The organism is Pseudomonas sp., from assembly GCF_051660785.1.
In the GTDB taxonomy this organism is placed as follows: domain Bacteria; phylum Pseudomonadota; class Gammaproteobacteria; order Pseudomonadales; family Pseudomonadaceae; genus Aquipseudomonas.
The window spans coordinates 21,642-46,057 of sequence record NZ_JBOFQE010000038.1; the positions used below are offsets into that span (position 1 = coordinate 21,642).

The window sequence follows — 24,416 nt, forward strand, 5'->3', positions numbered from 1 at the left end:
TTGAGTTTGTCAGCTAAACTCTGCGTTTTCGCCGACGATGCCGTTCCAGTCCTTCGTATTAGTCAACCTTTGAGGTGCTGTTTGCACCTCGACAAAATGTTGCGCGCGAACAAGCTGGGTCAATTGCAGTCTGTTCTGCATCGAATATTTATTTGCCGGGGCGCCCTTAGGCGCGTCGCTACCGTGAGATAGCCGTCCTCCATGTTTGGTTCCAACGACGACAAGAAGACCCCAGCTGCGGCTGGCGAGAAGAAAGGCCTGTTCGGATGGCTGCGCAAGAAGCCGCAGGAAACCGTCGTCGAACAGCCACAACCACTTCCTGAGCCAACACCTGCGCCGGTAATAGAAGAAGAGCCGACGCCGATTGTCCTGCCGATTGCCGAGCCGGTGCTGCAACCGGCGGCTGAGGCTGCGCCCGAAGTCATTGCCGAGCAGCCGCTGGCACCCGCTCCAGAGCCGTGGCTGACGTTGCCGGTGGCGGAAGAGCCGGTGGCCCTGGTCGAAGATGAGCTGGCGCCGCATGTGACGCCGCCGATTCCTGCCCCGACTGCTTTTGCTCCCGAGCCCGTTCAAGCGCCAGTGGTTGAACCGGTTGTGACGCCGGTCGTCGTGGCCGAGCCTGAGCCGGTAGTTCCGGAACCGGTGATTCCTGCTTTCGTCGCGCCTGTGGTGGAAGCGCCTGCGCCTGCTCCCGTAGTCGTACCTGTAGTCGCTGCGCCCGTCGTTCCCGTTGAAGTGCCGGCCGAGCCGCCGCGCACCGAAGAAACCAAAGCCGGTTTCTTCGCCCGCCTCAAACAAGGCTTGTCCAAGACCAGCGCCAGCATCGGCGAAGGCATGGCCAGCCTGTTCCTCGGCAAGAAAATCATCGATGACGAGCTGCTCGAAGACATCGAAACCCGTCTGCTGACCGCCGATGTGGGCGTCGAGGCGACTTCGGTGATCATCCAGCGCCTGACCCAAAAGGTTGCGCGCAAAGAGCTGGCCGATGCCGACGCACTGTACAAATCCCTGCAAGCTGAACTCGCCGCGATGCTCAAGCCTGTCGAGCAGCCGCTGAAAATCACCTCGCAGAACAAGCCCTTCGTGATTCTGGTGGTTGGCGTCAACGGCGCCGGCAAGACCACCACCATTGGCAAACTGGCGAAGAAGCTGCAGCTCGAAGGCAAGAAAGTCATGCTCGCGGCTGGCGACACCTTCCGTGCCGCGGCTGTCGAGCAATTGCAGGTGTGGGGCGAGCGCAACAAGATCCCGGTCATCGCCCAGCACACCGGCGCCGACTCGGCTTCGGTTATCTTCGATGCCGTGCAAGCCGCCAAGGCTCGTGGCATTGATGTGCTGATCGCCGACACCGCCGGTCGCCTGCACACCAAAGACAATTTGATGGAAGAGTTGAAGAAGGTTCGCCGGGTCATTAGCAAACTCGACGCCGACGCCCCGCATGAAGTGCTGTTGGTGCTCGACGCCGGTACTGGCCAGAACGCCATCAACCAGGCCAAGCAATTCAACCAGACCGTCGAACTGACCGGCCTGGCGCTGACCAAGCTCGACGGCACCGCCAAGGGCGGGGTGATTTTCGCCCTGGCCAAGCAATTTGGTTTGCCGATTCGCTACATCGGCGTCGGTGAAGGCATCGATGATTTGCGTACTTTTGAAGCAGAACCCTTTGTCCAGGCATTGTTTGCCGAGCGGGAGCGTTCATGATTCGTTTCGAACAGGTCGGTAAACGCTACCCGAACGGTCACGTCGGCTTGCATGAGCTGAGCTTTCGAGTCCGTCGGGGCGAATTCTTGTTTGTGACCGGCCATTCCGGCGCCGGTAAAAGCACCTTGTTGCGGTTGCTGCTGGCGATGGAGCGTCCAACCACCGGCAAATTGCTGCTGGCCGGCCAGGACCTCGCCACCATCAGCAACGCGCAGATTCCTTACCTGCGCCGGCAGATCGGTGTGGTGTTCCAGAATCACCAGTTGCTGTTCGATCGCACGGTGTTCAACAACGTCGCGCTGCCGTTGCAGATCCTTGGTTTGTCAAAGGCCGAGATCGTCAAGCGCGTGGATTCGGCGCTTGAGCGCGTGGCGCTGTCGGATAAAACCGATCTGTACCCCGGCGACCTGTCCACCGGTCAGCAACAGCGCGTCGGCATCGCCCGCGCCATCGTCCACCGCCCGGCCTTGCTGCTGGCGGATGAGCCGACCGGTAACCTCGACCCGCGCCTGGCGGCCGAGATCATGGGCGTGTTCGAAGACATCAACCGTCTGGGCACCAGCGTGCTCATTGCCAGTCACGACCTGGCGCTGATCGCCCGTATGCGTCATCGCATGCTGACGCTGCAACGCGGGCGACTGATCGGCGACGGGGAGGCCGGCGTATGAGTGCGACACGCAGCCCCAAGGTTTCCGAGCGTGTGGCGCCGAAAGCCGCCGATCCGCAGCCGCAGAAGAAAAAACGCGACGATGACGACGGCCCGGACTTCGCCACGCTGTTTCGCGCCTGGATAGAAAGCCACCGCGCCAGCCTGCTCGATAGCCTGCGTCGATTGGGTAAACACCCGATCGGCAGCTTTTTCACCTGCATGGTGATGGCGGTGGCCCTGAGCTTGCCGATGGGCCTGTCACTTTTGCTAAGTAACGTCGAGCGTCTGGGCGGTTCCTGGCAGCGAGCGGCGCAGATTTCCCTCTATCTGCAACTTGAGGCCAGCCCTGCTGAAGGCGAGGCGTTGCGCGAGCAGATCAAAGGCATGCCCGGCGTAGCGGAGGCGGAATATGTTGGTCGCGATCAGGCGCTGGAAGAGTTCCAGCAGCAGTCCGGCCTGGGTGAGGCGCTCAAGGAACTGCCGGAAAACCCGCTGCCTGGCGTGGTTCTGGTAACCCCGAACGAGGTCGACAAGCCCGCGCTTGAAGCATTACGACAAAAACTTTCCGAGTTGCCGAAGGTACAACAGGCGCAACTTGATCTAGTCTGGGTCGAGCGTCTGGCAGCGATCCTCAAGCTGGGTGACCGATTTGTCTTCGGTCTGACTGTGCTTCTGGTTTCTGCATTACTTTTGGTGATAGGCAATACCATTCGTCTTCATATTGAAAACCGCCGCACAGAGATAGAAGTGATTAAACTCGTCGGCGGCACGGACAGCTATGTGCGCAGACCCTTTCTGTATATGGGCGCGTTGTATGGCTTCGGTGCGGGGATACTTTCCTGGGGCGTATTGGCGTTCGGCCTTGATTGGCTGAACGACGCGGTAGTCGGGCTGGCCGGTTTGTACGGCAGTGATTTTGCGCTGGCCGGAGTGCCAGTGGCCGACGGTCTGTCTCTCTTGCTTGGCGCGGTGCTGTTGGGGTATATCGGTGCATGGATTGCAGTCGCACGCCACCTGAGGGAGCTTGCGCCTAAGTAGTATCATTTTGCTCGTATTGACCTTTCAGCGTTTATGGGAACTTGTCTTTCGGTTTCCGGTCAATTTTCGCAGTGCTGAACTGCACGAGTTATGTAAGTCGGAGGTTTTTTCGTATGACCAATTCTTTGCAACCTGCATATGCTCTGGTCCCGGGTGCGAACCTGGAGGCCTATGTGCACACCGTGAACAGCATTCCATTGCTGACTCCGGAGCAGGAGCGTGAACTGGCCGAGAGTCTCTATTATGAGCAGGATTTGGGGGCGGCTCGGCAGATGGTGCTCGCCCACCTGCGTTTTGTTGTACATATCGCCCGTAGCTATTCCGGCTACGGCCTGGCTCAGGCTGACCTGATCCAGGAAGGCAACGTCGGCCTGATGAAGGCGGTTAAGCGCTTCAACCCGGAAATGGGTGTGCGTCTGGTTTCGTTCGCGGTGCACTGGATCAAGGCGGAAATTCACGAGTTCATCCTGCGCAACTGGCGCATTGTGAAAGTCGCGACCACCAAGGCCCAGCGCAAGCTGTTCTTCAACCTGCGCAGCCAGAAGAAACGCCTGGCGTGGCTGAACAACGAGGAAGTCCACCGTGTGGCGGAAAGCCTCGGCGTAGAGCCGCGGGAAGTGCGCGAGATGGAAAGTCGCCTGACCGGCCATGACATGGCCTTCGACCCGGCTGCGGAAGCGGACGACGACAGCGCTTTCCAGTCGCCGGCCAATTATCTGGAAGACCACCGGTACGACCCGGCCCGTCAACTGGAAGATGCCGACTGGAGCGACAACTCCAACCACAACCTGCACGAAGCGCTGGAAGTGCTGGACGACCGCAGCCGTGACATCCTCTACCAGCGCTGGCTGGCGGAAGAAAAAGCCACGTTGCACGACCTGGCGCAGAAGTACAACGTGTCGGCCGAGCGTATTCGTCAGCTTGAAAAGAGCGCGATGAACAAGCTCAAGTTGTCGATCGCCGCATAACCTGCGGACCGGCAATAAAAAACGCCCCGATCATTGATCGGGGCGTTTTTGTTTGTACCCGTTTCTGCAGCACCTTGGCCCCTGTGGGCGCGAGCAGGCTCACTCCCACAGGGGGATCATCAGTGTTACTGAGCCCACGGCGCCCGGCGTGAATCGTTGAGTCCTGCAAGGTAGCTGTCGCCTCCGAGCTGACTCATCTGCTGTCGAATCCACCCGGCCCGCCGTGCAACGTAATTGGTCGGATGACTTGCACTCCAAACCCGCGGGTTCGGCAATACGGCGGCCAGCAGGCTCGATTGCTGGCGACTCAGACCTTTAGCGCTAACACCAAAGTGATGCCGGGCCGCCGCTTCCGCGCCAAACACTCCGTCATCCCATTCGACACTGTTCAGGTACACCTCAAGAATCCGCTGCTTGGGCCAGAGCACCTCGATCAAACCGGTGAACCAGGCTTCCAGGCCTTTGCGCAGCCAGCTGCGCCCAGACCACAAAAACAGGTTCTTCGACACTTGCTGGCTCAGGGTACTGGCGCCGCGAACCGAACCGCCCAGTTCGTTGTGAGCCAGTGCGGCGCGGATCGCGCCCAGGTCAAAACCCCAATGCTCCGGGAATTTCTGATCCTCGCCTGCGATCACGGCGACTTTCAAATCGTCAGAGATTTCATCCCAGGGTTTCCAGGTGCGTTGCAGGTCGATGGGTTCGCCGTCGAACCAGGATTCGACCTTGCGCTCGACCATCAACGCTGTCCCCGGTGGTGGCACCACGCGAAAAATCAGAACCAGCAATACGCTGCCGCCCGCGAACCAGAGCAGGGCCTTTGTGAATCGTCGCAAATATATACGCAGCATAGAGATGGCTTGGCCGAACCCGTTGAGCGGGCCATTATACAGACCCTGTTGATCGAGTCTGACTGGAGTTCTTCATGCTGCGTGGCTTTCTGATGCTGGCCGCTTTCTTCGGATTCACTAGCGTTGCCCTTGGTGCGTTCGCCGCCCACGGCTTGAAAAACCGTCTGACACCCGAGTACCTGGCGATTTTCCACACCGGCGTCACTTATCAGCTGGTGCACACCTTGGCGCTGCTGGGCGTGGCGCTGTTGGCCACGCAGATTCCGGGACGCCTTGTCACCTGGGCCGGTGCCTCGTTTGCCATCGGCATCCTGCTGTTTTCCGGCAGTCTGTACCTGCTGACCCTGACCGGCGTCAGCAAGCTCGGGATCGTCACACCCTTCGGCGGCCTGGCTTTTCTGATCGGCTGGTTCTGCCTGGGGCTTGCCGCCTGGCGGTTGAGCTGACCGGGCGGTCCATTTCATGACGAATGGCTTGGGTCGCCAAGACTGATCGGGCTAGAATGCCAGCCCCTAAAAATGATGGCGGCATTCGGCATGCGCATTCAGTTGAACGGCGAATCCCTTGAACTGCCCGACGGTGAAACCGTTGCGGCCCTGCTGACCCGTCTGGATCTGACCGGACGCCGGGTGGCGGTCGAACTCAATCTGGATATCGTCCCGCGCAGCCAGCACGCAGACACCGCGTTGAACGACGGCGATTCCGTCGAAGTGGTACACGCCATCGGCGGCGGCTAGTCGCCCGGCCCGCAAGGGCACAGAATTCTGCAAGAACCTCACCCCTACAGAGGATTTCCCATGAGCATCGTTCGTAACGACAAGCCCTTCGTCCTGGCCGGTCGTACTTACCAGTCGCGTTTGCTGGTAGGCACCGGCAAGTACCGTGACATGGAAGAAACCCGCCTGGCCATCGAAGCCTCGGGTGCCGAGATCGTCACCTTCGCCGTGCGCCGTACCAACCTCGGCCAGAACCCCGGCGAACCGAACCTGCTCGAAGTCCTGTCGCCGGATCGCTACACCTTCCTGCCGAACACCGCCGGTTGCTTCGACGCCATCGAGGCCGTGCGCACCTGCCGCCTGGCCCGTGAGCTGCTCGACGGTCACAACCTGGTGAAGCTGGAAGTGCTGGCGGATCAGAAAACCCTGTTCCCTAACGTGATCGAAACCCTCAAGGCCGCCGAAGTGCTGGTCAAGGAAGGTTTCGACGTGATGGTGTACACCAGCGATGACCCGATCATCGCCCGTCAACTGGCGGAAATTGGTGTTATCGCGGTCATGCCGCTGGCCGGTCTGATCGGCACGGGCCTGGGGATCTGCAACCCGTACAACCTGCAGATCATCCTCGAAGAAGCCAAGATCCCGGTGCTGGTGGATGCCGGTGTCGGCACCGCTTCCGATGCCACCATCGCCATGGAACTGGGTTGCGAAGCGGTGCTGATGAACTCGGCCATCGCCCACGCCCAACAGCCGGTCATGATGGCCGAAGCCATGAAACACGCCATCGTTGCGGGCCGCCTGGCCTACCTCGCCGGCCGCATGCCAAAAAAACTCTATGCCAGCGCCTCCTCGCCGCTGGATGGTCTGATCAAGTAAGAGCCATTGATGACTGAATCAAACGACACGCCTATCCAGCCGGAAGAAGGCGACGAGCGCCAACACCGCCGCATCAAGAGTTTCGTGATGCGCGCCGGGCGCATGACTGAAGGCCAGCAAAAAGGCCTGGAGCAGGGCACGCCGCTGTTCGTCCTGCCGCTGGCCGACGCGCCGGTGGACTTCGACCAAGTGTTCGGTCGCTCGGCACCGCGTTCGCTGGAAATCGGTTTCGGCATGGGCCATTCGCTGCTGGAAATGGCCGCAGCTTCGCCGGAACAGGATTTCATTGGCGTGGAAGTTCACCATCCGGGTGTGGGCGCGCTGCTCAATGGCGTGCTGACTCAGGGCCTGACTAACCTGCGGGTCTACGATTGCGACGCGATCGAAGTGCTTAACCGCTGCGTGGCCGACAACAGCCTCGATCGCCTGATGCTGTTTTTCCCGGACCCGTGGCACAAGAGCCGTCACCACAAGCGCCGTATCGTTCAGGCGTCGTTCGCTGAGCTGGTGCGCAGCAAGTTGAAGGTCGGCGGTGTGCTGCACATGGCCACCGATTGGGAGCCGTACGCCGAGTACATGCTGGAAGTGATGAACGTCGCACCGGGTTATCGCAACCTGGCCGAAGACGGCAAATGCGTCCCGCGTCCGGCCGAGCGCCCGATCACCAAGTTCGAACGCCGCGGCGAACGTCTTGGGCATGGCGTATGGGACCTGAAGTTCGAAAAACAGTCCTGAACCCTACGCTGTAAACCTGTGGGAGCCAGCCTGCTGGCTCCCACAGGTTTTTTTGTGTCCGGGAATCAGCGGCGGTCGGCGACCACGCCGATCAACACCAGCACCACCAACAACACCGGCGCCAGGCTGTAGTTGTTGAACTGGCTCAGGCCCTTGATGATCCACGGCGTGGCGTAGATCAGTGCCACACCGCTCCCGATCATGCACACCAGCGCTAGCAACGGCACGCGCAAGGCGCCGGCGATGCTGCCAAGGCGCTGGTCGACCCAGCCTTTGATGTCCGCGCCGAACAGCACCAGCAGGCAGCCCACCAGCGCCAGTGAGATTTCCGACAGATTGCTGCGGCTCCAGCGGGACACGGTGGCGAGCAGGTCGAGTATCAAATCCATTCGTTTTCCCCTAAGGCTGAAATCAGCTCAGAAATGTTTGCAGCAAGTCATTGAGAAACAGCTGTCCGCGATCGGTCGCCGCCAGACGTGACGGTTCGACCTGCAACAGGCCGCTTTGTTCGGCTTCCCGGCGGCCTTCGGCGAGGCTTTCCAGGCTCAGCCCGGTGCGTTCCGGGTACAGCCGCGACTCGACGCCCTCGGTCAGGCGCAAGGCATTCATCAGGAACTCGAACGGCAGCTCTTCGTTGGTCAGCGCTTTCTCGCCGGCCTTGAAGCTTTTCGCCGGGTTCAGGTAATCCTTCGGCAGGCGAGTCTTCCAGGTGCGCACGATGCGCCCGTCCGGATGACTGAGCTTGCCATGGGCGCCGGCGCCGATGCCGATGAAGTCGCCGAAACTCCAATAATTGAGGTTATGCCGCGCCGGGCGGCCGGGTTGCGCATACGCCGAGACTTCATATTGCGAGTAACCGTGTTCGGCGAGCAGCGCCTGGCCGGCCTCCTGAATGTCCCACAACGTGTCGTCTTCCGGCAGTGTCGGCGGCTGGTTCCAGAACACTGTGTTCGGCTCCAGCGTCAGCTGATACCACGAAACATGCGTCGGTTTCAGGGCGATGGCTTGGCGCAGGTCGCTCAACGCATCATCCAGCGACTGATCCGGCAAACCGTGCATCAAGTCCAGGTTGAAGTTATCGAACCCGGCCTGACGCGCCATGCCGGCGGCACGCACCGCTTCGTCGCCGTTGTGAATCCGCCCCAGCGCCTTGAGTTTTTCTTCCTGGAAGCTCTGGATGCCGATCGACAGGCGATTGATGCCCAGCGCGCGGTAGGCGAGGAATTTCTCCTGCTCGAATGTCCCGGGATTGGCTTCCAGGGTGATTTCGATGTCGCTGGCAAACGGAATGCGCTGTTCGACACCTTTGAGCAACCGGCCCAGGGATTCGGCGCTGAACAGGCTCGGCGTGCCGCCTCCAAAGAAGATCGAGCTCAACTCGCGACCGTAGACCGCGTGTAAATCCTGATCGAGATCAGCCAGCAACGCGTCGACGTACTCCTCTTCCGGCAGCACGGGGCTGGCGGTGTGGGAGTTGAAGTCGCAATAAGGGCATTTGCGCACACACCACGGGATGTGGATGTACAACGCCAGGGGCGGCAACGTTGGGAGCGCAGCCCGGGGCGATGGTGCGGCACCGCCGAAAATCAGCGGTGACGCGGATGAGTCGTGAGTCATTTCAAGCCCAGACGCTGGCGCAGCAGATCCATTGCACGGGCGCGGTGGCTGATGAGGTTCTTGTCGCTCGGGCTCAGCTCGGCGCTGGAGCAATCACGCGATGGCACCCAGAACAGCGGGTCGTAGCCAAACCCGTGTTCGCCGCTGGCGGCGTGCAGGATTCGTCCGTGCCACAGGCCTTCGCAGAGGATCGGCAACGGATCGTCAGCATGACGCACCAGCGCCAGCACACAAACGAATTGCGCGCCGCGCTCGGCTTCCGGCACGTCCTTCATAGCATCGAGCAGTTTGGCGTTGTTCGCCGCATCGCCTTTGCCATCGGCGTAACGAGCCGAGTAGATCCCCGGCGCACCGCCAAGGAAATCCACCGCCAGCCCGGAATCGTCGGCCAGCGCCGGCAGGCCGGAGATGCGCGCGGCATTGCGGGCCTTGAGGATGGCGTTCTCGACGAACGACAGGCCGGTTTCTTCAGGCTCGACGATGCTGAATTCGCCGATCGAGCGCAGTTGCACCGAATCGCCGAGCATGGCCTGGAGTTCCTTGAGTTTGCCGGCGTTGTGGCTGGCCAGTACGAGTTGCGTGAAGTTGATCATTCGCCGGGGAAAAGCTCTTGGTTGAAATTGATGGTGTTGGTTTTATCGCCGCTCTGCACCTTGATCTCGAAGGTGCGGATTTCCTGCTGATCGACCGGGAACTGGGCGATGTAGTAGATCGCGCCTTGCTCGGTGATCTGTTTGAATTTCAGCGGCACGCTTTGGCTGGTCAGGTCTTTGACCGTTCCACTGACTTGAGCCATCAGCGGTTTGCCTTCCTTGATCACCGAAACGTTGATCACGCCTTGATTCTTGCTACGGGTGAGTTCCGCGGCTTTGGCGATGTCGGGTGTCAGGAAAGTGGAGTTGAAGGTGTTGTAGTGCACCGTCACGTCGCCGAATTTTTCCTGACGGTCACCTTTGATGACGTCGGCGGCCATGGCTGTCACGCTCAGGCAGGCAGTGAGTACAAACAACGCTAGACGACCCATGATCGTTCTCCTTGGAATGTCGTGGTTCAGACCGCGATTCTGTGATCCTGCAACCCGGGGCTGCTGACGCGGTAAATACCGATTTCACCTAATAGATTAGGCCATAGCTTACTGGCCCACCCGTGACGGTGCTGTTGATCCACGGCAAGCCGATCAATGACCTTCGCTTCACGTTCGCGGCACAACGCTTCAAAGTCTTCGAAGGTGCAGAAGTGGATGTTCGGCGTGTTGTACCAGGTGTACGGCAGGAACTCGGAGACTGGCATCCGGCCCTTGCTCGCCAGATACCAGCGGCAGCGCCAGTGACCGAAGTTGGGGAAGGTGATGATGCATTGACGCCCGACCCGCAGCATTTCGTCGAGGATCTTGTCCGGGTAATGCACGGCTTGCAGCGCCTGAGTCATGACCACGATGTCGAAGCTGTTGCTCGCGAAGTTGCCCAGGCCCTTGTCCAGGTCTTGCTCGATGACGTTGATGCCCTTGGCCACGCACTCGGCGATGTTGTCCGGGTCGTTTTCCAGGCCATAGCCGGTCACTTGCTTGTTATCGCGCAGCCAGGTCAGCAGCTCGCCGTCGCCGCAACCGAGGTCGAGCACGCGGCTGCCCGCGGGGATCCATTCCTGGATGATTTCCAGATCGGCTCTCATGTGTTCCTCAAAGCGAAATACGGTTCATGTAATTGCTGAAGGCCTGCAAGTAACGCGGGATCGGAATCAGGAAGGCGTCATGGCCTTGCGGAGCGTCGATCTCGAGGTAGCAGACGTCTTTCCTGGCCGCCATCAGCGCGTCCACCAGTTCCCGCGAGCGGGCAGGGGAGAAGCGCCAGTCGGTGGTGAAAGACATCACGCAGAACTTGGCCTGGGCATTGGCGAAGGTTTTCGCCAGGTCGTCGTCGAAGTTGGCGGCCGGGTCGAAGTAGTCCAGCGCCTTGGTCATCAGCAGATACGTGTTGGCGTCGAAACGCCCGGAGAATTCTTCGCCCTGATAACGCAGGTAGCTTTCGACCTGGAACTCGACGCTGTGGAAGTCGTAGTTGAGCTTTTCGCTCTTCAGTCCCCGGCCGAATTTCTCACCCATCGAGTCATCGGACAGGTAAGTGATGTGCCCGACCATCCGCGCCAGCATCAAGCCGCGCTTGGGGATCACGCCCGCTTCCTGGAACGAACCGCCGTGGAATTCGGGGTCGGTGAGGATCGCCTGGCGCGCCACTTCGTTGAAGGCGATGTTCTGCGCCGACAGCTTGGGGGCCGAGGCGATGGCCAGGCAGTGCCGAATGCGCTCGGGGTAGGTGATGCTCCACTGCATCGCCTGCATGCCGCCGAGACTGCCGCCGATCACGGCCGCCCATTGGCGGATGCCGAGCAGGTCGGCCAGGCGCGCCTGGCTGTGCACCCAGTCTTCCACGGTCAGCACCGGGAAGTCGGCGCCGAAGGGCTTGCCGGTCTCCGGGTTGACGCTGCTCGGGCCGGTGGAGCCGTTGCAGCCGCCGAGGTTGTTCAGGCTGACCACGAAGAACTTGTTGGTATCGATCGGCTTGCCGGGGCCGATGCAGCTGTCCCACCAACCGGGTTTGCGGTCGTCGGGGCTGTGGAAGCCGGCAGCGTGATGGTGACCCGACAAGGCATGGCAGATCAGCACGGCGTTGCTCGCCGTGGCGTTCAGCGTGCCGTAGGTTTCGTAAATGAGGTCATACGCTGGGAGCGAACGGCCACAGGCCAGGGCCAGGGGTTCACTGAAGTGCGCCACTTGCGGCGTCACCAGACCAACAGAATCGGCGGGAAAGGCAGTTGGCATCGACCCTGCTCTCGTTGAAATGAGGCGTAAGTCTAAAGACCGGTGGGGTTAGCGGCAAGCAAAGGGCGGGGTGTTGGGGAAATAGGTGATCGGCTGGGGATCAGCCCCTCACCCTAACCCTCTCCCCAAAGGGGCGAGGGGACTGACCGAGTTGTTCTTGGCGCTGCATCGACCTGAAATACCGAGGTGAACTCAGGTTTTGAAAACGACAGTGATCTGCTCCCTTTCCCCTCTCCCCTATGGGGAGAGGGCTGGGGTGAGGGGTGGCTTTGAAGCGACACCCAATCAAAGCGAACGCTGCACCAAACCCGGCAAATCCGGCAACTTTTTCGGCGAGCAAATCCGCACCCGCTTTTGCCGATTCAACTCCCCACTAATCAAACTCACCTGACTCTTGGAAACCCCAAACGCCTTCGCCAGGAACGCCATCAGATACGCATTGGCCTTGCCTTCAACCGGCGGTGCGGTCAGGCGGATCTTCAGTCGATCACCGTGCAGCCCGCAGAAATCATCGCTGCGGGCCGCCGGTTGCAGGTGACACTCCAGAATCAGGTCATCACCGTCCCAGCGAAAGTAGCTCATCAGATCAGGCCGAGCAGCCCCTGCGGCATGAGGGCAAAGTACGCGAGGCGCGGGATCAGCCAGCTTTGCAGCAACTGGATCACGATAAACGCGAAGATCGGCGAGATATCGAGGCCGCCCAGGTTTGGAATGATCCGGCGGAACGGGGCGAGTACCGGTTCAGTAATCTGCGCGACCAGTTCCGCGCCCGGGTTGTGGCTGCCCGGGGCGACCCAGGACAGAATCACGCTGATGATCATCGCCCAGAAAATAATATTCAAAAACAGCGAGAAGAGGGCGATCAGGGCCCACGGCACCAGGAACAGCCAGTCGACCATGAAGCCTTTGAGCAGCAGGATCACCGCAATCAGCAGCATCTGGATGATCAGCGCCAGTACCAGTGACGACATGTCCAGCCCGAACATGCTCGGGATGACCCGGCGCAGCGGCTTGAGCAGCGGTTGAGTGGCTTTCACGATGAACTGGCAGAGCGGGTTGTAAAAGTTCGCCCGAACCAGTTGCAGGATGAAGCGCATCAATACGATCAGCAGGTACAGGCTGCCCAGGGTTTTAATTATGAAAATGGCAGCGTCATTGAGTCCAAGCATCATTTATTCCTTTGTAAGGGCTGATTAGCGGCCAAGTTGCTCAGCCATCTCGGCCGAGCGGTGCGCAGCGGCGCCGAGTGCTTTTTCTACCAGCGCTTCGAAGCCGCCGGCCTGGAACGATTTGATTGCCGCTTCCGTGGTGCCTGCAGGCGAGGTCACGCGACGACGCAATTCTGCGGCGTCGACATCGCTGGCCACGGCCATGTGTGCGGCGCCCAGCGCGGTTTGCACCGTCAGTTGGGCGGCGATGTCCGCTGGCAGACCGAGCTTCACGCCGGCGGCGGTCATGGCTTCGATCAGCAAGAAGAAGTACGCCGGGCCCGAGCCGGAAACGGCGGTGACCGCATCCAGTTGCTGCTCTTCGTTCAGCCACAGGGCAATGCCGACGGCCGACAACAACTCTTCAGCCTGCTGGCGTTGTTCTGCGTTTACTTCGGCCGTAGCAAACAGACCACTCACGCCCTGACGCAGCAGCGCCGGAGTGTTGGGCATGCAGCGCACGATCGGCTGGGCGCCGAGCCAGTTGTTCATGCTGGCGCAGGTGATGCCCGCCGCAATCGAAACCACCAGTTGATTCGGCTTCAGGCTTGGGCGAATCGCTTCGCACACGGCTTTCATCGCCTGGGGTTTGACCGCCAGCACGACCACGTCCGCGCCTTGAATGGCATCGGCGTTATCGGCGAAAACTTCAATGCCGTGTTCGGCCTGCACTTTGGCGCGGGTTTCTGCGCCCGGGTCGCTGGCGCGGATCTGTGCGGCGTCCAGACCTTTGGCACGCAGGCCGCCGATCAGGCTGGCGGCCATGTTTCCGGCACCGATAAAGGCAATACGAGTCTTGCTCATGTCAGGTCCTTATAGAGAGGTGCGTAGCCACGGTTCATGGCTGACTGTAGTCGCGGGCACCAAACAGGGCCGTACCGATACGGACCCATGTGGCGCCCATGGCGATGGCCGACTCGAGGTCGTGGCTCATGCCCATGGAAAGTGTGTCGAGCGGCAGGTTCAGGCTGGCTTGCAGGCTTTGCACGGCGGCAAAAGCGGCGTCCTGGGCGGCGCGATCTTCAGTCGGCTCAGGGATCGCCATCAACCCGCGCAGCTTGATGCGCGGCAGTTCGCTGATGGCTTTGGCCAGGGCTGGCAAGTCGGCCGGGGTGCAGCCGGATTTGCTCGCTTCACCGCTGACGTTGACCTGGATGCAGATGTTCAAGGGAGGCAGATCGGCAGGACGTTGTTCGGACAGGCGTTGTGCGATTTTCAGGCGATCCACGGAATGCACCCAGGCGAAGTGCTCGGCGATAGCACGAGTCTTGTTCGATTGAATGGGGCCGATGAAGTGCCAGATCAAGGGCAGGTCGGCCAATTCGAGCTGTTTGCCCAAGGCTTCCTGCAAGTAATTCTCGCCAAAATCGCGCACGCCTGCGGCATACGCTTCGCGCACGGCCTCGGCAGGCTTGGTCTTGCTCACCGCCAGCAATTGAACGCTGTGTTCGTCGCGGTGGGCGGCGAGGGCGGCGGCACGGATGCGCGAACTAACCTGAATAATGTTGTCTGCTATCGTGGACATTCAAGAGGCGCCAGCGGTTTTGAGGTTGGCGGCATTCTACTGGAATTGAGGAGCGCTATGGATATCACTGAGCTGCTGGCCTTCAGCGCGAAACAGGGCGCGTCCGACCTGCATCTGTCTGCCGGCCTGCCACCGATGATTCGCGTTGATGGCGATGTGCGGCGCATCAACCTGCCGGCCCTGGACCACAAACAGGTGCATGAGCTGATCTACGACATCATGAACGACACCCAGCGGGTGGACTTCGAGAAACACCTGGAAACTGATTTTTCCTTTGAGGTTCCCGGAGTAGCGCGTTTCCGGGTCAATGCCTTCAACCAGAATCGCGGTGCGGGCGCAGTATTCCGGACCATTCCGTCGAAGGTCCTGAGCATGGACGACCTCGGCATGGGCGAGGTGTTTCGCAAGATCACCGAGGCCCCTCGCGGCCTGGTGCTGGTGACGGGCCCCACCGGTTCCGGCAAGTCCACCACCCTGGCGGCGATGATTGATTACCTGAACAACCATCGCCATCATCACATTCTCACCATCGAAGACCCGATCGAGTTCGTCCACGAATCGCGCAAATGCCTGATCAACCAGCGTGAAGTCCATCGCGATACCCGCAGTTTCGCCACAGCCCTGCGCTCGGCGCTGCGGGAAGACCCGGACGTGATTCTGGTAGGGGAGATGCGCGATCTGGAGACCATCCGCCTGGCGTTGACCGCCGCCGAGACCGGTCACCTGGTGTTCGGCACGCTGCACACCACATCTGCAGCGAAAACCATTGACCGGGTGGTGGACGTGTTTCCAGGGGATGAGAAGTCGATGGTGCGGTCGATGCTGTCCGAGTCGTTGCTGGCGGTGGTGTCGCAGACACTGATCAAGAAGATCGGCGGCGGGAGGATTGCGGCGCACGAGATCATGCTCGGCACGTCGGCGATTCGTAACCTGATCCGCGAAGACAAGGTCGCACAGATGTACTCGTCGATTCAGACCGGGGGCAACCTGGGGATGCAGACGCTGGATATGTGCTTGAAGGACCTGGTGACCAAGGGTTTGATCAGCCGGGAGCATGCGCGGGAGAAGGCGCGGTCACCGGATAACTTCTGAGGGGGATTTTTAGCGCTTTCATAGACGCCATCGCGAGCAGGCTCGCTCCCACAGGGGTATGCATTCCAATGTGGGAGCGAGCCTGCTCGCGATGGCGGCATTATGATCAAAAAAAATCCCGGATCAGACCCGGGATTTCAAATCAGCGCTGAACAACCTGAATGGCGTTCTTCTCTTTCGGCAGAACCCGTTTGGCAACCACGTAGTGGCTTTCCCAGTACGGTTTCTTCAAGGTGTCGATGGTCACCGACTTGCCACGACGCGGTGCGTGGATAAAGCGGTCGTTACCCAGGTAGATGGCGACGTGGTTGACCCGACGGCTCTTGATGTTGAAGAAAATCAGGTCGCCCGGCTTCAGATCCTTGCGATCGACTTTCTCGCCATGACCACTGGCCATCGCATTGGACGTGCGTGGCAGGTCAAACGTGGCGTCGTTGAACGCGTATTTCACCAGGCCGCTGCAATCGAACCCTTTACTTGGGCTGCTGCCGCCCCAACGGTAAGGAGTACCGAGGACGTTGACGGCACGACTCAGCACGTTGCTGCTTTCCTTGGTCGCCATCGGCGGAACAAGGCTGCTTTTGCTGACCAGCTGTGGAGCACGTTTTTCGGATTTCTTGTTTTTGCTTGAAGGAGCAGAAACATGGGATTTCTGGGTGTAACCATTAACGTTTGGAAGACGTTGCTCACGATTGGTGGCGTGGGCGGCCAGTGGCATCAAAAGGCAAATGGTTAGCCATGTCTTGAAAAATGGACGCATTAGGCAAGGCTCATATGGGTTAGCGCGCAACTTTATAACAGCTTTTTTTGCCCTCCCGAGGCCGTTGGTCGATTCGACTTGGAGTCAACGGAACCAAATAAGCGGCAAATGGACGCAATTGTCGGACAGAACTCAGGTGGTATAAGGCTTTGGCGGACCCGACATTAACATTTGCCATACGTCGGCAACCTGTAAAAAAGTCACAAAGAATTCAAGAATATTTATCTATCGTGTGAATCGAGGTCCTTCATGAACACCTATCAACAGGCTGGCCAGCAGCGAGACACGCACAGCAAAGTGATCGGCTACCTGCTGTGGATTTTTGGTTTTACCGGGGCTCACCGCTTCTATTACGGCAAGCCGGTGACCGGGACGATCTGGTTTTTCACTTTGGGTTTGCTGGGCATTGGCTGGCTGATCGACGTGTTTCTGATTCCGGCCATGGACCGTGAAGCGGACCTGCGTTTCACCGCCGGGCCTATCGAATACAACGTCGCGTGGATTCTGCTGACGTTTCTTGGGGTATTCGGCGTACACCGGATGTATCAGGGGAAGTGGATCAGCGGATTGCTGTACCTGGTAACGGGCGGGTTGTTTTTTCTGGGGGTGTTGTATGACTTCTGGACGCTGAATGATCAGGTATCGGTTCGCAACGCGCAAAATCGCGGCACTTTCGGGTAAGCCATCGCTAGCAGGGCTAGCTCCCACACAGGATCTGTGAACAACACAAATCCCCTGTGGGAGCTAGCCCTGCTAGCGATTGGGACAACTCAGTCTCAAGCCTGGTGGCTAATCCGCCCATCCACCAGGGTGTAACGCACCACACTCGGCAAGCTATGCCCAATAAACGGGCAGTTCTCGCCCTTGGACAACCAGGTTTCACCGGCCACGGTCGAAGCCGTCGGATCAAACAGTACGATGTCCGCCGGCCCGCCTACGGCCAGCTTGCCCGCCGGCAAACGCAACGCCTCGGCAGGTCCGGTGCTCAGGCGCGCCAACAACGTCGGCAGATCCAGCAACCCATCCTCCACCAACGTCATCGCCAGCGGCAGCAGCAGTTCAACGCTGCTGATGCCCGGCTCGGTCGCGCCAAACGGCGCCAGTTTGGCGTCGCGCTCATGCGGCTGGTGATGGCTGGAGATGGCCGATACCACGCCCGACTTCACCGCTTCACGCAGGCCATCGCGGTCGGCGCGGGTGCGCAGCGGCGGCTGGACGTGATAGAGGCTGCTGAAGTCGATCAGCGCTTCGTCGGTCAGGATCAGCTGATACAACGCCACATCGGCGGTCACCGGCAGGCCGCGAGCCTGAGCCTGAGCGATCAGGGCCACGCCGCGGGCGCTGGTGAGCTGGCTGAAGTGCGCACGCACGCCGCTTTGCTCGACCAGCAGCAGGTCCCGGGCCAGCGCCACGGTTTCAGCGGTTTCCGGAATGCCCGGCAAGCCGAGGAAACTCGCGGTCGGGCCTTCGTGGGCCAGGCCACCTTCGGCCAGGTCGTGGTCCTGAGAGTTGAAAATCACCGTCAGGTCGAAGGTCGCCGCGTATTCCAGCGCCCGGCACAGCGTGCGGGTGTTGCGGAAACTCTCCAGACCGTTGCCGAACGCCACGCAGCCGGCATCGCGCAAGGCGACCAGTTCGGCTAGTTGCTCGCCGTCCAGCCCTTTGCTCAAGGCGCCGATCGGGAAGACTTTGGTGTTGCCGGCTTCGCGGGCGCGGTCGAGGATCAGCTCGGCCACGGCCGAGGTGTCCAGCACTGGCTTGGTTTTCGGCGGGCAGCACAGGCTGGTCACGCCACCGGCCGCGGCGGCGCGGGTTTCGCTGACGATCGAGCCTTTGCGGCTGTAACCCGGTTCGCGCAGGGCGACGTTCAGGTCAACCAGGCCAGGGGCGGCGACCAAACCTTTGGCGTCTAGGGTGTCGACGGCGACAAAACCAGCCGGGGCGGCGCCAAGGGCAATGATCTTGCAGGCTTCTATATGAATGTCGGTAACTTTATCCAGGCCAGTGGCTGGATCGATGACACGGGCGCCGAGAATGCTGAGCTTCACTGGGCGTTCTCCTGCTCGAATTGACGTTGCGCAGTCTGCCCGCTCATGGCCATGGACAACACGGCCATACGAATCGCGATGCCGTAGGTGACCTGGTTGAGAATCACCGAGTGCGGGCCGTCGGCCACCGCCGACTCAATCTCCACCCCACGGTTGATCGGCCCCGGGTGCATGACGATGCAATCCGGTTTGGCCCCGGCCAGGCGCGCAGTGGTCAGGCCGAACAGGCGGTAGAACTCGCCCTCGCTCGGCAGCAGGCCACCGGTCATGCGTTCACGCTGCAGACGCAGCATGATCACCACGTCGACGTCTTTCAGGCCTTCGGTCATGTCGGTGTAAACCTTCACGCCGTATTGCTCGATGCCGATCGGCAGCAGGGTTTTCGGCGCGATGACGCGGATGTCCGGGCAGCCGAGGGTTTTCAGCGCGAGCATGTTCGAGCGCGCGACCCGCGAGTGCAGGATGTCACCGACGATGGCCACCGAGAGGTTTTCGAAGCCGCCCTTGTGCCGACGAATCGTCAGCATGTCGAGCATGCCCTGGGTCGGGTGCGCGTGACGGCCGTCGCCGCCGTTGATGATCGCCACTTGCGGGCAGACATGCTCGGCGATGAAGTGTGCCGCGCCGGAATCACCGTGGCGCACGACGAACATGTCGGCGGCCATGGCTTCCAGGTTGCGCAGGGTGTCGAGCAGGGTTTCGCCCTTGCTCGCCGACGATGTCGACACGTTCAGCGTGATCACGTCGGCCGACAGGCGCTGGGCCGCCAGTTCGAAGGTGGTACGGGTGCGGGTGGAGTTCTCGAAGAACACGTTGCACACGGTCTTGCCGCGCAGCAACGGGACTTTCTTCACCGCCCGGGCGCCGACTTCGAGGAACGAGTCGGCGGTGTCGAGGATTTCCGTCAGCAACTCGCGGCGCAAACCATCGAGCGAGAGGAAGTGTCGCAGCTGGCCCTGATCATTGAGCTGCAGCGGGCGCTTGGTTTCTAGAGGCGTCATCGCGAGGGGGACTCTCAATAGGGCGGATTAAAGGGCGAGGTCTTGCAGTTCGAGCTTGAGTTCCGGGCCGGACAGCTTCACCCGTTCGTGGGCAGCCAGTTCCAGCGTCGCGCCGACCACGTTCGGGCGGATCGGCAGCTCGCCGGCGTCCAGGTCCAGCAGGCACACCAGCGTCACGCTGGCGGGGCGGCCGTAGTCGAACAGTTCATTCATGGCGGCGCGGATGGTCCGACCGCTCATCAGCACGTCGTCGATCAACACCAGGTGCTGGCCTTCGATTTCGAACGGCAGGGCGGACGGGCGCACTTGCGGGTGCAGGCCGTTCTGGCTGAAGTCGTCGCGGTAGAAGGACACGTCCAGGGTGCCGAGGGGCGAATCGCTGCCCAGTTCTTCAAGCAACGCCTGGGCGACCCAGACGCCACCGGTACGAATGCCGATGTAGCGCGGTTCGCTGATGCCGCGGTGTTCCAGGTGCGCCTTGAGACGGGTCGCCATCTGGCTGATCAGTTCGGCGGGATTGGGCAGGCTCATGGTTGCTCCTTCTTGGGTCCGAGCCGGGTGGTGCTTGAGTGATGGCTCGGATTGTCGCTATAGAGAGTCGCCTGTTACGGCTCTTCAGGATTCGAACAATGCGGTGTTTTCATCGAGCCAGCCTTGCAGCAGCAGGGCCGCGGCGATGGCGTCGACCGGGTTGTCGCGGTAGCTGCCCTTTTGTCCGCCACGATCACGCCGTTCACCCTTGGCTTCAAAGGTAGTCAGGCGTTCATCATGGGTATAGAAGGGCAGGTTGTAGCGGCCGTTGAGGCGGCGGGCGAATTTCTCCGCGCGCAGGCACATGTCGCTCGGCGTGCCGTCCATGTTGAGGGGCAGGCCGACGACCACAGCGTCGGGCTTCCACTCTTTAATGAGGGCTTCGACCTGGTTCCAGTCGGGAACACCGTTTTGCGCCTTCAAGGTGCACAGCTCGCGGGCCTGGCCGGTGATTACCTGGCCGACCGCAACGCCGATCTGTTTGGTGCCGTAGTCGAAGCCCAGAATCAGTCGCAGGGCCATCAGGCGTGGCCCGCCTGGCTGGTCAGCAGGCTGAGATTGACCCCGAGATGCTTGGCCGCCGCGTCCAGGCGCAGTTCGCTGCTGGTGTTAAACAGGATCTCGGCGTCGAACGGACAGGTCAGCCAGGCGTTCTGCGCCAGTTCGGCTTCGAGCTGCCCGGCTTCCCAACCGGCGTATCCAAGGGCAATCACGCTTTTCGCCGGGCCGACGCCGTCAGCGATGGCGAACAGCACATCCTGGGAAGTAGACAAGGAAAGGTCGCCTTCCAGATCAACGGTCGCCTGAAACGTCTTGCCCGAAGGGTGCAGGACAAAACCGCGATCAGTCTGCACCGGGCCGCCGATGAAGATCGGCACATGCTGGCAGAGCACGGGCGGTTCGATGTCGGGGCGCAATTGCTCGAGGATGTCGGCCAGATTCAGGTCTTGCGGCCGGTTGACCACCAGCCCCATGGCACCATTGGCGGTGTGCTCGACGATGTAGGTCAAGGTGTGCGCAAAGTTCGGGTCGGCCATGTGAGGCATGGCGATCAGGAAGTGATGCTTGAGGTAGCTGGGGCTGACGTTCTTCATGAGCGCTAGTGTGGCGTTGGAGGGGCGAACTGACAAGCTGGGGATGAACAGGAATTGCCGCAAATGCCAGCAACAATACAGATTGACTGTGGGAGCTAGCCTGCTAGCGATTGCGGTCTTTCAGGCGCTTTGATGCTGAATGTGATGCCGCTATCGCGAGCAGGCTCGCTCCCACAGGGGATTTGTGGGGTGTCAGTTGCTGGAGAGGCGGTCGCCGCGGGCAAATTTCCAGGTGCGGATGATTTCCAGCCGGTCGATGTCCGACAAATCCCCGGTAAACGGTGAAAACGGTGCCGCCAGTCGCACAATCCGCTGTGCCGCCTGGTCCAGCAGCGGTTGCCCGGAGGATTCCAGCACGAGCACTTCATACAGCGAGCCATCGCGGTTGATCGAGACCATCAGTCGCAAATTACCGTAGATCTGCTTGCGCCGCGCTTCGTCGGGATAATTCAGGTTGCCGATCCGCTCGACCTTCTTGCGCCACTCATCCTTATACCAGGCGCCCTTGTCTTTCATGGTCGATGCAGCGCTCAGGCGGTGGATGCGCGGCCGCTTGGCGTAGAGCTGTTGTTCGTTGGCCAGTTCCGCTTCCAGGCTGGCGATGTCGCTGGACAGTTGCTCGGTGTCGAATGTCGGCGCCGCCACCGCCGGTTTGGTCAGTGGCTTGACCTCTTCGTTCTTGGCCGCGGCTTTTTTCGGCTTCGGCGCAACGGTGGTCACGGCAGCCTTGGGCGCTGCTTCCGGCACTGGCGGCTTGGCAGCCGGCGGTGGCGTGACTTTCTGCACCTTATTGTCCTGGAACGGCGCGACCTCGGTGGTCTTGGGAATAGCCTTTTTATCCAGGGTGCCGCTGCCTTCCTGATTTTCCTGGGCGAGGAAATCAGCCTTCGTCGGCTTCTTTTCGCTTTTGAAGGTGGCGAGGGTGATTTCCAGGGTTTTGCTGATTTGTTTGGGTTCGACCATCGTGAAGCCGACGCCCAACAGCAAGGCCAGGTGAATCAGCGCCGCGAGAAAAAGGGTAAATCCGAGGCGATCGGCCGGGCGCACGCCACGGTGGGCGAGTTCAGCGGGCAGATCGGACGGAAGTGTCATGACAAGGAAACCAACATCGCGTTTTTCACAGGCCGCGCATGATAACGCAATGTTGGATCTGTCTTGGCTGTTCTATATCAACGAGCCTTGAGCTTCTGATCGATGGCATCCATCAGCATCCCGCCAATGTCGGTGCCGAACGCATTATCAATCTCGCGAATGCAGGTCGGGCTGGTGACATTGATTTCCGTCAGGTGCTCGCCGATCACGTCCAGTCCCACGAACAGCAGACCTTTTTCACGCAGGGTCGGGCCGACCTGGGCAGCGATCCAGCGATCCTTGTCGCTCAGCGGACGGGCTTCGCCACGGCCACCGGCGGCGAGGTTGCCACGGGTTTCGCCCGCGGCAGGAATACGCGCCAGGCAATAGTCCACCGGTTCGCCGTCGATCATCAGGATGCGTTTGTCGCCGTCCTTGATCGCCGGCAGGTAGGCCTGGCCCATGATCTGCTGGGTGCCCAGCGCGGTCAGGGTTTCCAGAATCACCGACAGGTTCGGATCACCGGCACGATGACGGAAGATTGAGGTGCCGCCCATGCCGTCCAACGGCTTGAGGATGACGTCGCCGTGTTTGGCGGCGAATTCACGCAGAACGTCGGCGCGGCGGCTGACCACGGTCGGCGGTGTGCACTGCGGGAACAGCGTGGCAAACAGCTTTTCGTTGCAGTCACGCAGGCTTTGCGGCTTGTTGACCACCAGCACGCCCGCGCGCTCGGCTTGTTCCAGCAGGTAAGTGGAGTAGACGAATTCCATGTCGAACGGCGGATCCTTGCGCATCAGGATCACGTCCAGATCGCTCAGCAGCGCGTCGGTCTCGGCTTCCAGTTCAAACCATTTTTCCGGGTTGGCGAAGACTTTCAACGGACGCATCCGCGCCCGGGCCTCGCCTTCGCCCTGATACAAATCGCGCTGTTCCATATAGAACAGTTCCCAGCCGCGCTTCTGTGCGGCCAGCAGCATGGCCAGCGAGCTATCCTTTTTATAGGAGATGCTGGCAATAGGATCCATGACAATCCCGACGCGAACGCTCATGGGTTTTTCCTCGAATTTGGGGGCCGGAGCGGCTTTGAAAAAGTGGCGTCAGAGTGGCGCTGAGTGTGTTCCCGGTCAAGGAAAAACCACTGCACCCGTCGCCCGATAGATTGGTTTTAGAGACTGTGCTAAAAAGGCTGCCATATCGTGCTGGCCCTTGAACATCAAGGGTTTCGAGCCTCCGGTTATCGGAAATGGACAATTTGTTTCGCAAAGGCGACGGCAGAGCATTTATGGACCAGCATTCCAGCGCCTTGAAGGTCATGGTGATCGACGATTCGAAGACGATTCGTCGCACCGCCGAAACGCTGTTGAAGAACGTGGGGTGTGAAGTCATCACGGCCATCGATGGTTTCGATGCCCTGGCCAAGATTGCCGACAATCACCCCAGCATTATCTTTGTCGACATCATGATGCCGCGCCTGGATGGCTATCAGACCTGCGCGTTGATCAAGAACCACAGTGCGTTCAAGTCCACGCCAGTGATTATGCTGTCGTCAAAGGACGGGCTGTTCGACAAGGCCAAGGGGCGCATCGTCGGCTCCGACCAGTTTTTGACCAAGCCTTTCAGCAAGGAAGAACTGCTAAACGCGATCCAGGCCCATGTACCGGGCTTCGCCGCCGTTTTGCCGCAGTAGGACACGCACAGTGACGCTCGGCCAGCGGGCCCGGCGTCGACAAGAATGGGGAAGACCATGGCACGTATTCTGATCGTCGATGACTCGCCGACCGAAATGTACAAACTGACCGGCATGCTGGAAAAGCACGGTCATGAAGTGTTGAAAGCCGAAAACGGCGCTGACGGCGTGGCCCTGGCCCGCCAGGAAAAACCTGACGCCGTGCTGATGGACATCGTCATGCCCGGCCTCAACGGTTTCCAGGCGACCCGCCAGCTGACCAAAGACCCGGACACCGGGCACATCCCGGTGATCATCATCACCACCAAGGATCAGGAAACCGACAAAGTCTGGGGCACGCGCCAGGGCGCCAAGGATTACCTGACCAAACCGGTCGACGAAGACACCCTGATCAGAACCCTGAACAACGTGTTGGCCGGTTGATCGTGCG

At 60.4% G+C, this 24,416-nt stretch carries 31 protein-coding genes; 12 read left to right on the forward strand and 19 right to left on the reverse strand.

Annotated elements, in window-relative coordinates:
* Positions 1-201 precede the first annotated feature (201 nt).
* The 4 genes from ftsY (at position 202) to rpoH (ending at position 4,356) form a co-directional block, all read left to right on the forward strand.
* Complete coding sequence (gene ftsY, locus ACRC4F_RS08520) at positions 202-1,701, forward strand: signal recognition particle-docking protein FtsY (protein WP_438658904.1); 1,500 nt, start codon at positions 202-204, stop codon at positions 1,699-1,701.
* Positions 1,698-2,369 carry a cell division ATP-binding protein FtsE gene (ftsE, locus tag ACRC4F_RS08525; RefSeq protein ID WP_010466809.1) on the forward strand — a complete coding sequence of 224 codons (672 nt, stop codon included), beginning with the start codon at positions 1,698-1,700 and terminating at the stop codon, positions 2,367-2,369. The genes ftsY and ftsE overlap by 4 nt, the downstream gene beginning before the upstream one ends.
* Complete coding sequence (ftsX, locus tag ACRC4F_RS08530) at positions 2,366-3,388, forward strand: permease-like cell division protein FtsX (RefSeq protein ID WP_438658905.1); 1,023 nt, start codon at positions 2,366-2,368, stop codon at positions 3,386-3,388. The genes ftsE and ftsX overlap by 4 nt, the downstream gene beginning before the upstream one ends.
* Positions 3,389-3,501: 113 nt before the next feature.
* Positions 3,502-4,356 (forward strand): RNA polymerase sigma factor RpoH, encoded by an 855-nt coding sequence (gene rpoH / locus ACRC4F_RS08535; RefSeq protein ID WP_007897890.1) that lies wholly within the window; start codon positions 3,502-3,504, stop codon positions 4,354-4,356.
* Positions 4,357-4,481: 125 nt separating this feature from the next.
* Here the strand turns inward: rpoH and mtgA are convergent, their stop codons facing one another.
* Positions 4,482-5,204, reverse strand: a complete 723-nt coding sequence (gene mtgA / locus ACRC4F_RS08540; protein WP_438658906.1) for a monofunctional biosynthetic peptidoglycan transglycosylase — start codon at positions 5,202-5,204, stop codon at positions 4,482-4,484.
* Between the two features lie 74 nt (positions 5,205-5,278).
* Here mtgA and ACRC4F_RS08545 point away from each other — a divergent pair, with 74 nt between their 5' ends.
* The 4 genes from ACRC4F_RS08545 to trmB all read left to right on the forward strand — a co-directional run bounded on the left by ACRC4F_RS08545 (position 5,279) and on the right by trmB (position 7,531).
* Complete coding sequence (locus ACRC4F_RS08545) at positions 5,279-5,650, forward strand: DUF423 domain-containing protein (protein WP_438658907.1); 372 nt, start codon at positions 5,279-5,281, stop codon at positions 5,648-5,650.
* Between the two features lie 90 nt (positions 5,651-5,740).
* Positions 5,741-5,941, forward strand: coding sequence for a sulfur carrier protein ThiS (gene thiS, locus ACRC4F_RS08550; RefSeq protein ID WP_438658908.1), 201 nt, complete (start codon positions 5,741-5,743; stop codon positions 5,939-5,941).
* A 60-nt stretch (positions 5,942-6,001) separates the two neighbouring features.
* Positions 6,002-6,796, forward strand: a complete 795-nt coding sequence (locus tag ACRC4F_RS08555; RefSeq protein WP_438658909.1) for a thiazole synthase — start codon at positions 6,002-6,004, stop codon at positions 6,794-6,796.
* A gap of 9 nt (positions 6,797-6,805) precedes the next feature.
* Positions 6,806-7,531, forward strand: a complete 726-nt coding sequence (gene trmB, locus ACRC4F_RS08560; protein ID WP_438658910.1) for a tRNA (guanosine(46)-N7)-methyltransferase TrmB — start codon at positions 6,806-6,808, stop codon at positions 7,529-7,531.
* Between the two features lie 65 nt (positions 7,532-7,596).
* Here the strand turns inward: trmB and ACRC4F_RS08565 are convergent, their stop codons facing one another.
* From ACRC4F_RS08565 to ACRC4F_RS08610, 10 genes are all read right to left on the reverse strand, one after another.
* Positions 7,597-7,920, reverse strand: coding sequence for a DUF3392 domain-containing protein (locus ACRC4F_RS08565; protein ID WP_131061120.1), 324 nt, complete (start codon positions 7,918-7,920; stop codon positions 7,597-7,599).
* Positions 7,921-7,942: 22 nt separating this feature from the next.
* Complete coding sequence (hemW, locus tag ACRC4F_RS08570) at positions 7,943-9,148, reverse strand: radical SAM family heme chaperone HemW (RefSeq protein WP_438658911.1); 1,206 nt, start codon at positions 9,146-9,148, stop codon at positions 7,943-7,945.
* Positions 9,145-9,741 (reverse strand): RdgB/HAM1 family non-canonical purine NTP pyrophosphatase, encoded by a 597-nt coding sequence (rdgB, locus tag ACRC4F_RS08575; RefSeq protein ID WP_438658912.1) that lies wholly within the window; start codon positions 9,739-9,741, stop codon positions 9,145-9,147. The genes hemW and rdgB overlap by 4 nt, the downstream gene beginning before the upstream one ends.
* Positions 9,738-10,172, reverse strand: a complete 435-nt coding sequence (locus tag ACRC4F_RS08580) for a DUF4426 domain-containing protein (protein ID WP_438658913.1) — start codon at positions 10,170-10,172, stop codon at positions 9,738-9,740. Before ACRC4F_RS08580 ends, rdgB begins: the two co-directional genes overlap by 4 nt.
* 26 nt (positions 10,173-10,198) lie before the next feature.
* Complete coding sequence (gene metW, locus ACRC4F_RS08585) at positions 10,199-10,819, reverse strand: methionine biosynthesis protein MetW (protein WP_438658914.1); 621 nt, start codon at positions 10,817-10,819, stop codon at positions 10,199-10,201.
* 7 nt (positions 10,820-10,826) lie between these two features.
* Entirely contained in the window at positions 10,827-11,966 is a 1,140-nt protein-coding gene (gene metX, locus ACRC4F_RS08590; RefSeq protein WP_438658915.1) for a homoserine O-succinyltransferase MetX, read from the reverse strand.
* A 285-nt stretch (positions 11,967-12,251) separates the two neighbouring features.
* Positions 12,252-12,548, reverse strand: coding sequence for a DUF167 domain-containing protein (locus ACRC4F_RS08595; protein ID WP_033060477.1), 297 nt, complete (start codon positions 12,546-12,548; stop codon positions 12,252-12,254).
* Positions 12,548-13,135 carry a YggT family protein gene (locus tag ACRC4F_RS08600; RefSeq protein ID WP_438658916.1) on the reverse strand — a complete coding sequence of 196 codons (588 nt, stop codon included), beginning with the start codon at positions 13,133-13,135 and terminating at the stop codon, positions 12,548-12,550. Before ACRC4F_RS08600 ends, ACRC4F_RS08595 begins: the two co-directional genes overlap by 1 nt.
* A 24-nt stretch (positions 13,136-13,159) precedes the next feature.
* A complete protein-coding gene (gene proC / locus ACRC4F_RS08605; RefSeq protein WP_438658917.1) occupies positions 13,160-13,978 on the reverse strand; it encodes a pyrroline-5-carboxylate reductase in 819 nt (272 codons plus the stop codon).
* A gap of 34 nt (positions 13,979-14,012) precedes the next feature.
* Complete coding sequence (locus ACRC4F_RS08610) at positions 14,013-14,699, reverse strand: YggS family pyridoxal phosphate-dependent enzyme (RefSeq protein ID WP_438658918.1); 687 nt, start codon at positions 14,697-14,699, stop codon at positions 14,013-14,015.
* A gap of 57 nt (positions 14,700-14,756) precedes the next feature.
* On the opposite strand from ACRC4F_RS08610, the gene ACRC4F_RS08615 reads away from it, so the two are divergent.
* Entirely contained in the window at positions 14,757-15,791 is a 1,035-nt protein-coding gene (locus tag ACRC4F_RS08615; RefSeq protein ID WP_109635591.1) for a type IV pilus twitching motility protein PilT, read from the forward strand.
* 142 nt (positions 15,792-15,933) lie between these two features.
* Here ACRC4F_RS08615 and ACRC4F_RS08620 read toward each other — a convergent pair whose 3' ends face one another.
* Entirely contained in the window at positions 15,934-16,551 is a 618-nt protein-coding gene (locus ACRC4F_RS08620; protein WP_438658919.1) for a C40 family peptidase, read from the reverse strand.
* 249 nt (positions 16,552-16,800) lie between these two features.
* On the opposite strand from ACRC4F_RS08620, the gene ACRC4F_RS08625 reads away from it, so the two are divergent.
* On the forward strand, positions 16,801-17,232 hold the full coding sequence (locus tag ACRC4F_RS08625) for an NINE protein (protein ID WP_438658920.1): 432 nt from the start codon (positions 16,801-16,803) through the stop codon (positions 17,230-17,232).
* 95 nt (positions 17,233-17,327) lie between these two features.
* On the opposite strand, the gene ACRC4F_RS08630 is transcribed toward ACRC4F_RS08625, so the two are convergent.
* The 7 genes from ACRC4F_RS08630 to gshB form a co-directional block, all read right to left on the reverse strand.
* The gene (locus ACRC4F_RS08630; protein ID WP_438658921.1) at positions 17,328-18,599 is read right to left on the reverse strand and encodes a dihydroorotase; all 1,272 of its coding nucleotides are present in this window, start codon (positions 18,597-18,599) and stop codon (positions 17,328-17,330) included.
* Positions 18,596-19,600 (reverse strand): aspartate carbamoyltransferase catalytic subunit, encoded by a 1,005-nt coding sequence (locus ACRC4F_RS08635; protein WP_007897943.1) that lies wholly within the window; start codon positions 19,598-19,600, stop codon positions 18,596-18,598. Before ACRC4F_RS08635 ends, ACRC4F_RS08630 begins: the two co-directional genes overlap by 4 nt.
* Positions 19,601-19,627: 27 nt before the next feature.
* The gene (gene pyrR / locus ACRC4F_RS08640; RefSeq protein WP_438658922.1) at positions 19,628-20,131 is read right to left on the reverse strand and encodes a bifunctional pyr operon transcriptional regulator/uracil phosphoribosyltransferase PyrR; all 504 of its coding nucleotides are present in this window, start codon (positions 20,129-20,131) and stop codon (positions 19,628-19,630) included.
* Between the two features lie 84 nt (positions 20,132-20,215).
* Positions 20,216-20,653, reverse strand: coding sequence for a Holliday junction resolvase RuvX (ruvX, locus tag ACRC4F_RS08645; RefSeq protein WP_003195067.1), 438 nt, complete (start codon positions 20,651-20,653; stop codon positions 20,216-20,218).
* Positions 20,653-21,225 (reverse strand): YqgE/AlgH family protein, encoded by a 573-nt coding sequence (locus ACRC4F_RS08650; protein ID WP_438658923.1) that lies wholly within the window; start codon positions 21,223-21,225, stop codon positions 20,653-20,655. Before ACRC4F_RS08650 ends, ruvX begins: the two co-directional genes overlap by 1 nt.
* Positions 21,226-21,417: 192 nt before the next feature.
* A complete protein-coding gene (locus tag ACRC4F_RS08655) occupies positions 21,418-22,317 on the reverse strand; it encodes an energy transducer TonB (RefSeq protein ID WP_438658924.1) in 900 nt (299 codons plus the stop codon).
* Positions 22,318-22,394: 77 nt separating this feature from the next.
* Positions 22,395-23,348, reverse strand: coding sequence for a glutathione synthase (gene gshB, locus ACRC4F_RS08660; protein WP_438658925.1), 954 nt, complete (start codon positions 23,346-23,348; stop codon positions 22,395-22,397).
* Between the two features lie 233 nt (positions 23,349-23,581).
* On the opposite strand from gshB, the gene pilG reads away from it, so the two are divergent.
* Positions 23,582-23,986 carry a twitching motility response regulator PilG gene (gene pilG, locus ACRC4F_RS08665; protein WP_438659017.1) on the forward strand — a complete coding sequence of 135 codons (405 nt, stop codon included), beginning with the start codon at positions 23,582-23,584 and terminating at the stop codon, positions 23,984-23,986.
* 57 nt (positions 23,987-24,043) lie between these two features.
* Positions 24,044-24,409, forward strand: a complete 366-nt coding sequence (pilH, locus tag ACRC4F_RS08670; RefSeq protein ID WP_438658926.1) for a twitching motility response regulator PilH — start codon at positions 24,044-24,046, stop codon at positions 24,407-24,409.
* The last annotated feature ends 7 nt before the right edge of the window (positions 24,410-24,416 follow it).

Excerpts from the sequence above, each read along its gene's own strand:
- ftsY (WP_438658904.1), top strand. The coding sequence starts at position 202 with ATGTTTGGTTCCAACGACGACAAGAAGACCCCAGCTGCGGCTGGCGAG.
- ftsE (WP_010466809.1), top strand. The coding sequence starts at position 1,698 with ATGATTCGTTTCGAACAGGTCGGTAAACGCTACCCGAACGGTCACGTC.
- ftsX (WP_438658905.1), top strand. The coding sequence starts at position 2,366 with ATGAGTGCGACACGCAGCCCCAAGGTTTCCGAGCGTGTGGCGCCGAAA.
- rpoH (WP_007897890.1), top strand. The coding sequence starts at position 3,502 with ATGACCAATTCTTTGCAACCTGCATATGCTCTGGTCCCGGGTGCGAAC.
- mtgA (WP_438658906.1), bottom strand. The coding sequence starts at position 5,204 with ATGCTGCGTATATATTTGCGACGATTCACAAAGGCCCTGCTCTGGTTC.
- ACRC4F_RS08545 (WP_438658907.1), top strand. The coding sequence starts at position 5,279 with ATGCTGCGTGGCTTTCTGATGCTGGCCGCTTTCTTCGGATTCACTAGC.
- thiS (WP_438658908.1), top strand. The coding sequence starts at position 5,741 with ATGCGCATTCAGTTGAACGGCGAATCCCTTGAACTGCCCGACGGTGAA.
- ACRC4F_RS08555 (WP_438658909.1), top strand. The coding sequence starts at position 6,002 with ATGAGCATCGTTCGTAACGACAAGCCCTTCGTCCTGGCCGGTCGTACT.
- trmB (WP_438658910.1), top strand. The coding sequence starts at position 6,806 with ATGACTGAATCAAACGACACGCCTATCCAGCCGGAAGAAGGCGACGAG.
- ACRC4F_RS08565 (WP_131061120.1), bottom strand. The coding sequence starts at position 7,920 with ATGGATTTGATACTCGACCTGCTCGCCACCGTGTCCCGCTGGAGCCGC.
- hemW (WP_438658911.1), bottom strand. The coding sequence starts at position 9,148 with ATGACTCACGACTCATCCGCGTCACCGCTGATTTTCGGCGGTGCCGCA.
- rdgB (WP_438658912.1), bottom strand. The coding sequence starts at position 9,741 with ATGATCAACTTCACGCAACTCGTACTGGCCAGCCACAACGCCGGCAAA.
- ACRC4F_RS08580 (WP_438658913.1), bottom strand. The coding sequence starts at position 10,172 with ATGGGTCGTCTAGCGTTGTTTGTACTCACTGCCTGCCTGAGCGTGACA.
- metW (WP_438658914.1), bottom strand. The coding sequence starts at position 10,819 with ATGAGAGCCGATCTGGAAATCATCCAGGAATGGATCCCCGCGGGCAGC.
- metX (WP_438658915.1), bottom strand. The coding sequence starts at position 11,966 with ATGCCAACTGCCTTTCCCGCCGATTCTGTTGGTCTGGTGACGCCGCAA.
- ACRC4F_RS08595 (WP_033060477.1), bottom strand. The coding sequence starts at position 12,548 with ATGAGCTACTTTCGCTGGGACGGTGATGACCTGATTCTGGAGTGTCAC.
- ACRC4F_RS08600 (WP_438658916.1), bottom strand. The coding sequence starts at position 13,135 with ATGCTTGGACTCAATGACGCTGCCATTTTCATAATTAAAACCCTGGGC.
- proC (WP_438658917.1), bottom strand. The coding sequence starts at position 13,978 with ATGAGCAAGACTCGTATTGCCTTTATCGGTGCCGGAAACATGGCCGCC.
- ACRC4F_RS08610 (WP_438658918.1), bottom strand. The coding sequence starts at position 14,699 with ATGTCCACGATAGCAGACAACATTATTCAGGTTAGTTCGCGCATCCGT.
- ACRC4F_RS08615 (WP_109635591.1), top strand. The coding sequence starts at position 14,757 with ATGGATATCACTGAGCTGCTGGCCTTCAGCGCGAAACAGGGCGCGTCC.
- ACRC4F_RS08620 (WP_438658919.1), bottom strand. The coding sequence starts at position 16,551 with ATGCGTCCATTTTTCAAGACATGGCTAACCATTTGCCTTTTGATGCCA.
- ACRC4F_RS08625 (WP_438658920.1), top strand. The coding sequence starts at position 16,801 with ATGAACACCTATCAACAGGCTGGCCAGCAGCGAGACACGCACAGCAAA.
- ACRC4F_RS08635 (WP_007897943.1), bottom strand. The coding sequence starts at position 19,600 with ATGACGCCTCTAGAAACCAAGCGCCCGCTGCAGCTCAATGATCAGGGC.
- pyrR (WP_438658922.1), bottom strand. The coding sequence starts at position 20,131 with ATGAGCCTGCCCAATCCCGCCGAACTGATCAGCCAGATGGCGACCCGT.
- ruvX (WP_003195067.1), bottom strand. The coding sequence starts at position 20,653 with ATGGCCCTGCGACTGATTCTGGGCTTCGACTACGGCACCAAACAGATC.
- ACRC4F_RS08650 (WP_438658923.1), bottom strand. The coding sequence starts at position 21,225 with ATGAAGAACGTCAGCCCCAGCTACCTCAAGCATCACTTCCTGATCGCC.
- ACRC4F_RS08655 (WP_438658924.1), bottom strand. The coding sequence starts at position 22,317 with ATGACACTTCCGTCCGATCTGCCCGCTGAACTCGCCCACCGTGGCGTG.
- gshB (WP_438658925.1), bottom strand. The coding sequence starts at position 23,348 with ATGAGCGTTCGCGTCGGGATTGTCATGGATCCTATTGCCAGCATCTCC.
- pilG (WP_438659017.1), top strand. The coding sequence starts at position 23,582 with ATGGACCAGCATTCCAGCGCCTTGAAGGTCATGGTGATCGACGATTCG.
- pilH (WP_438658926.1), top strand. The coding sequence starts at position 24,044 with ATGGCACGTATTCTGATCGTCGATGACTCGCCGACCGAAATGTACAAA.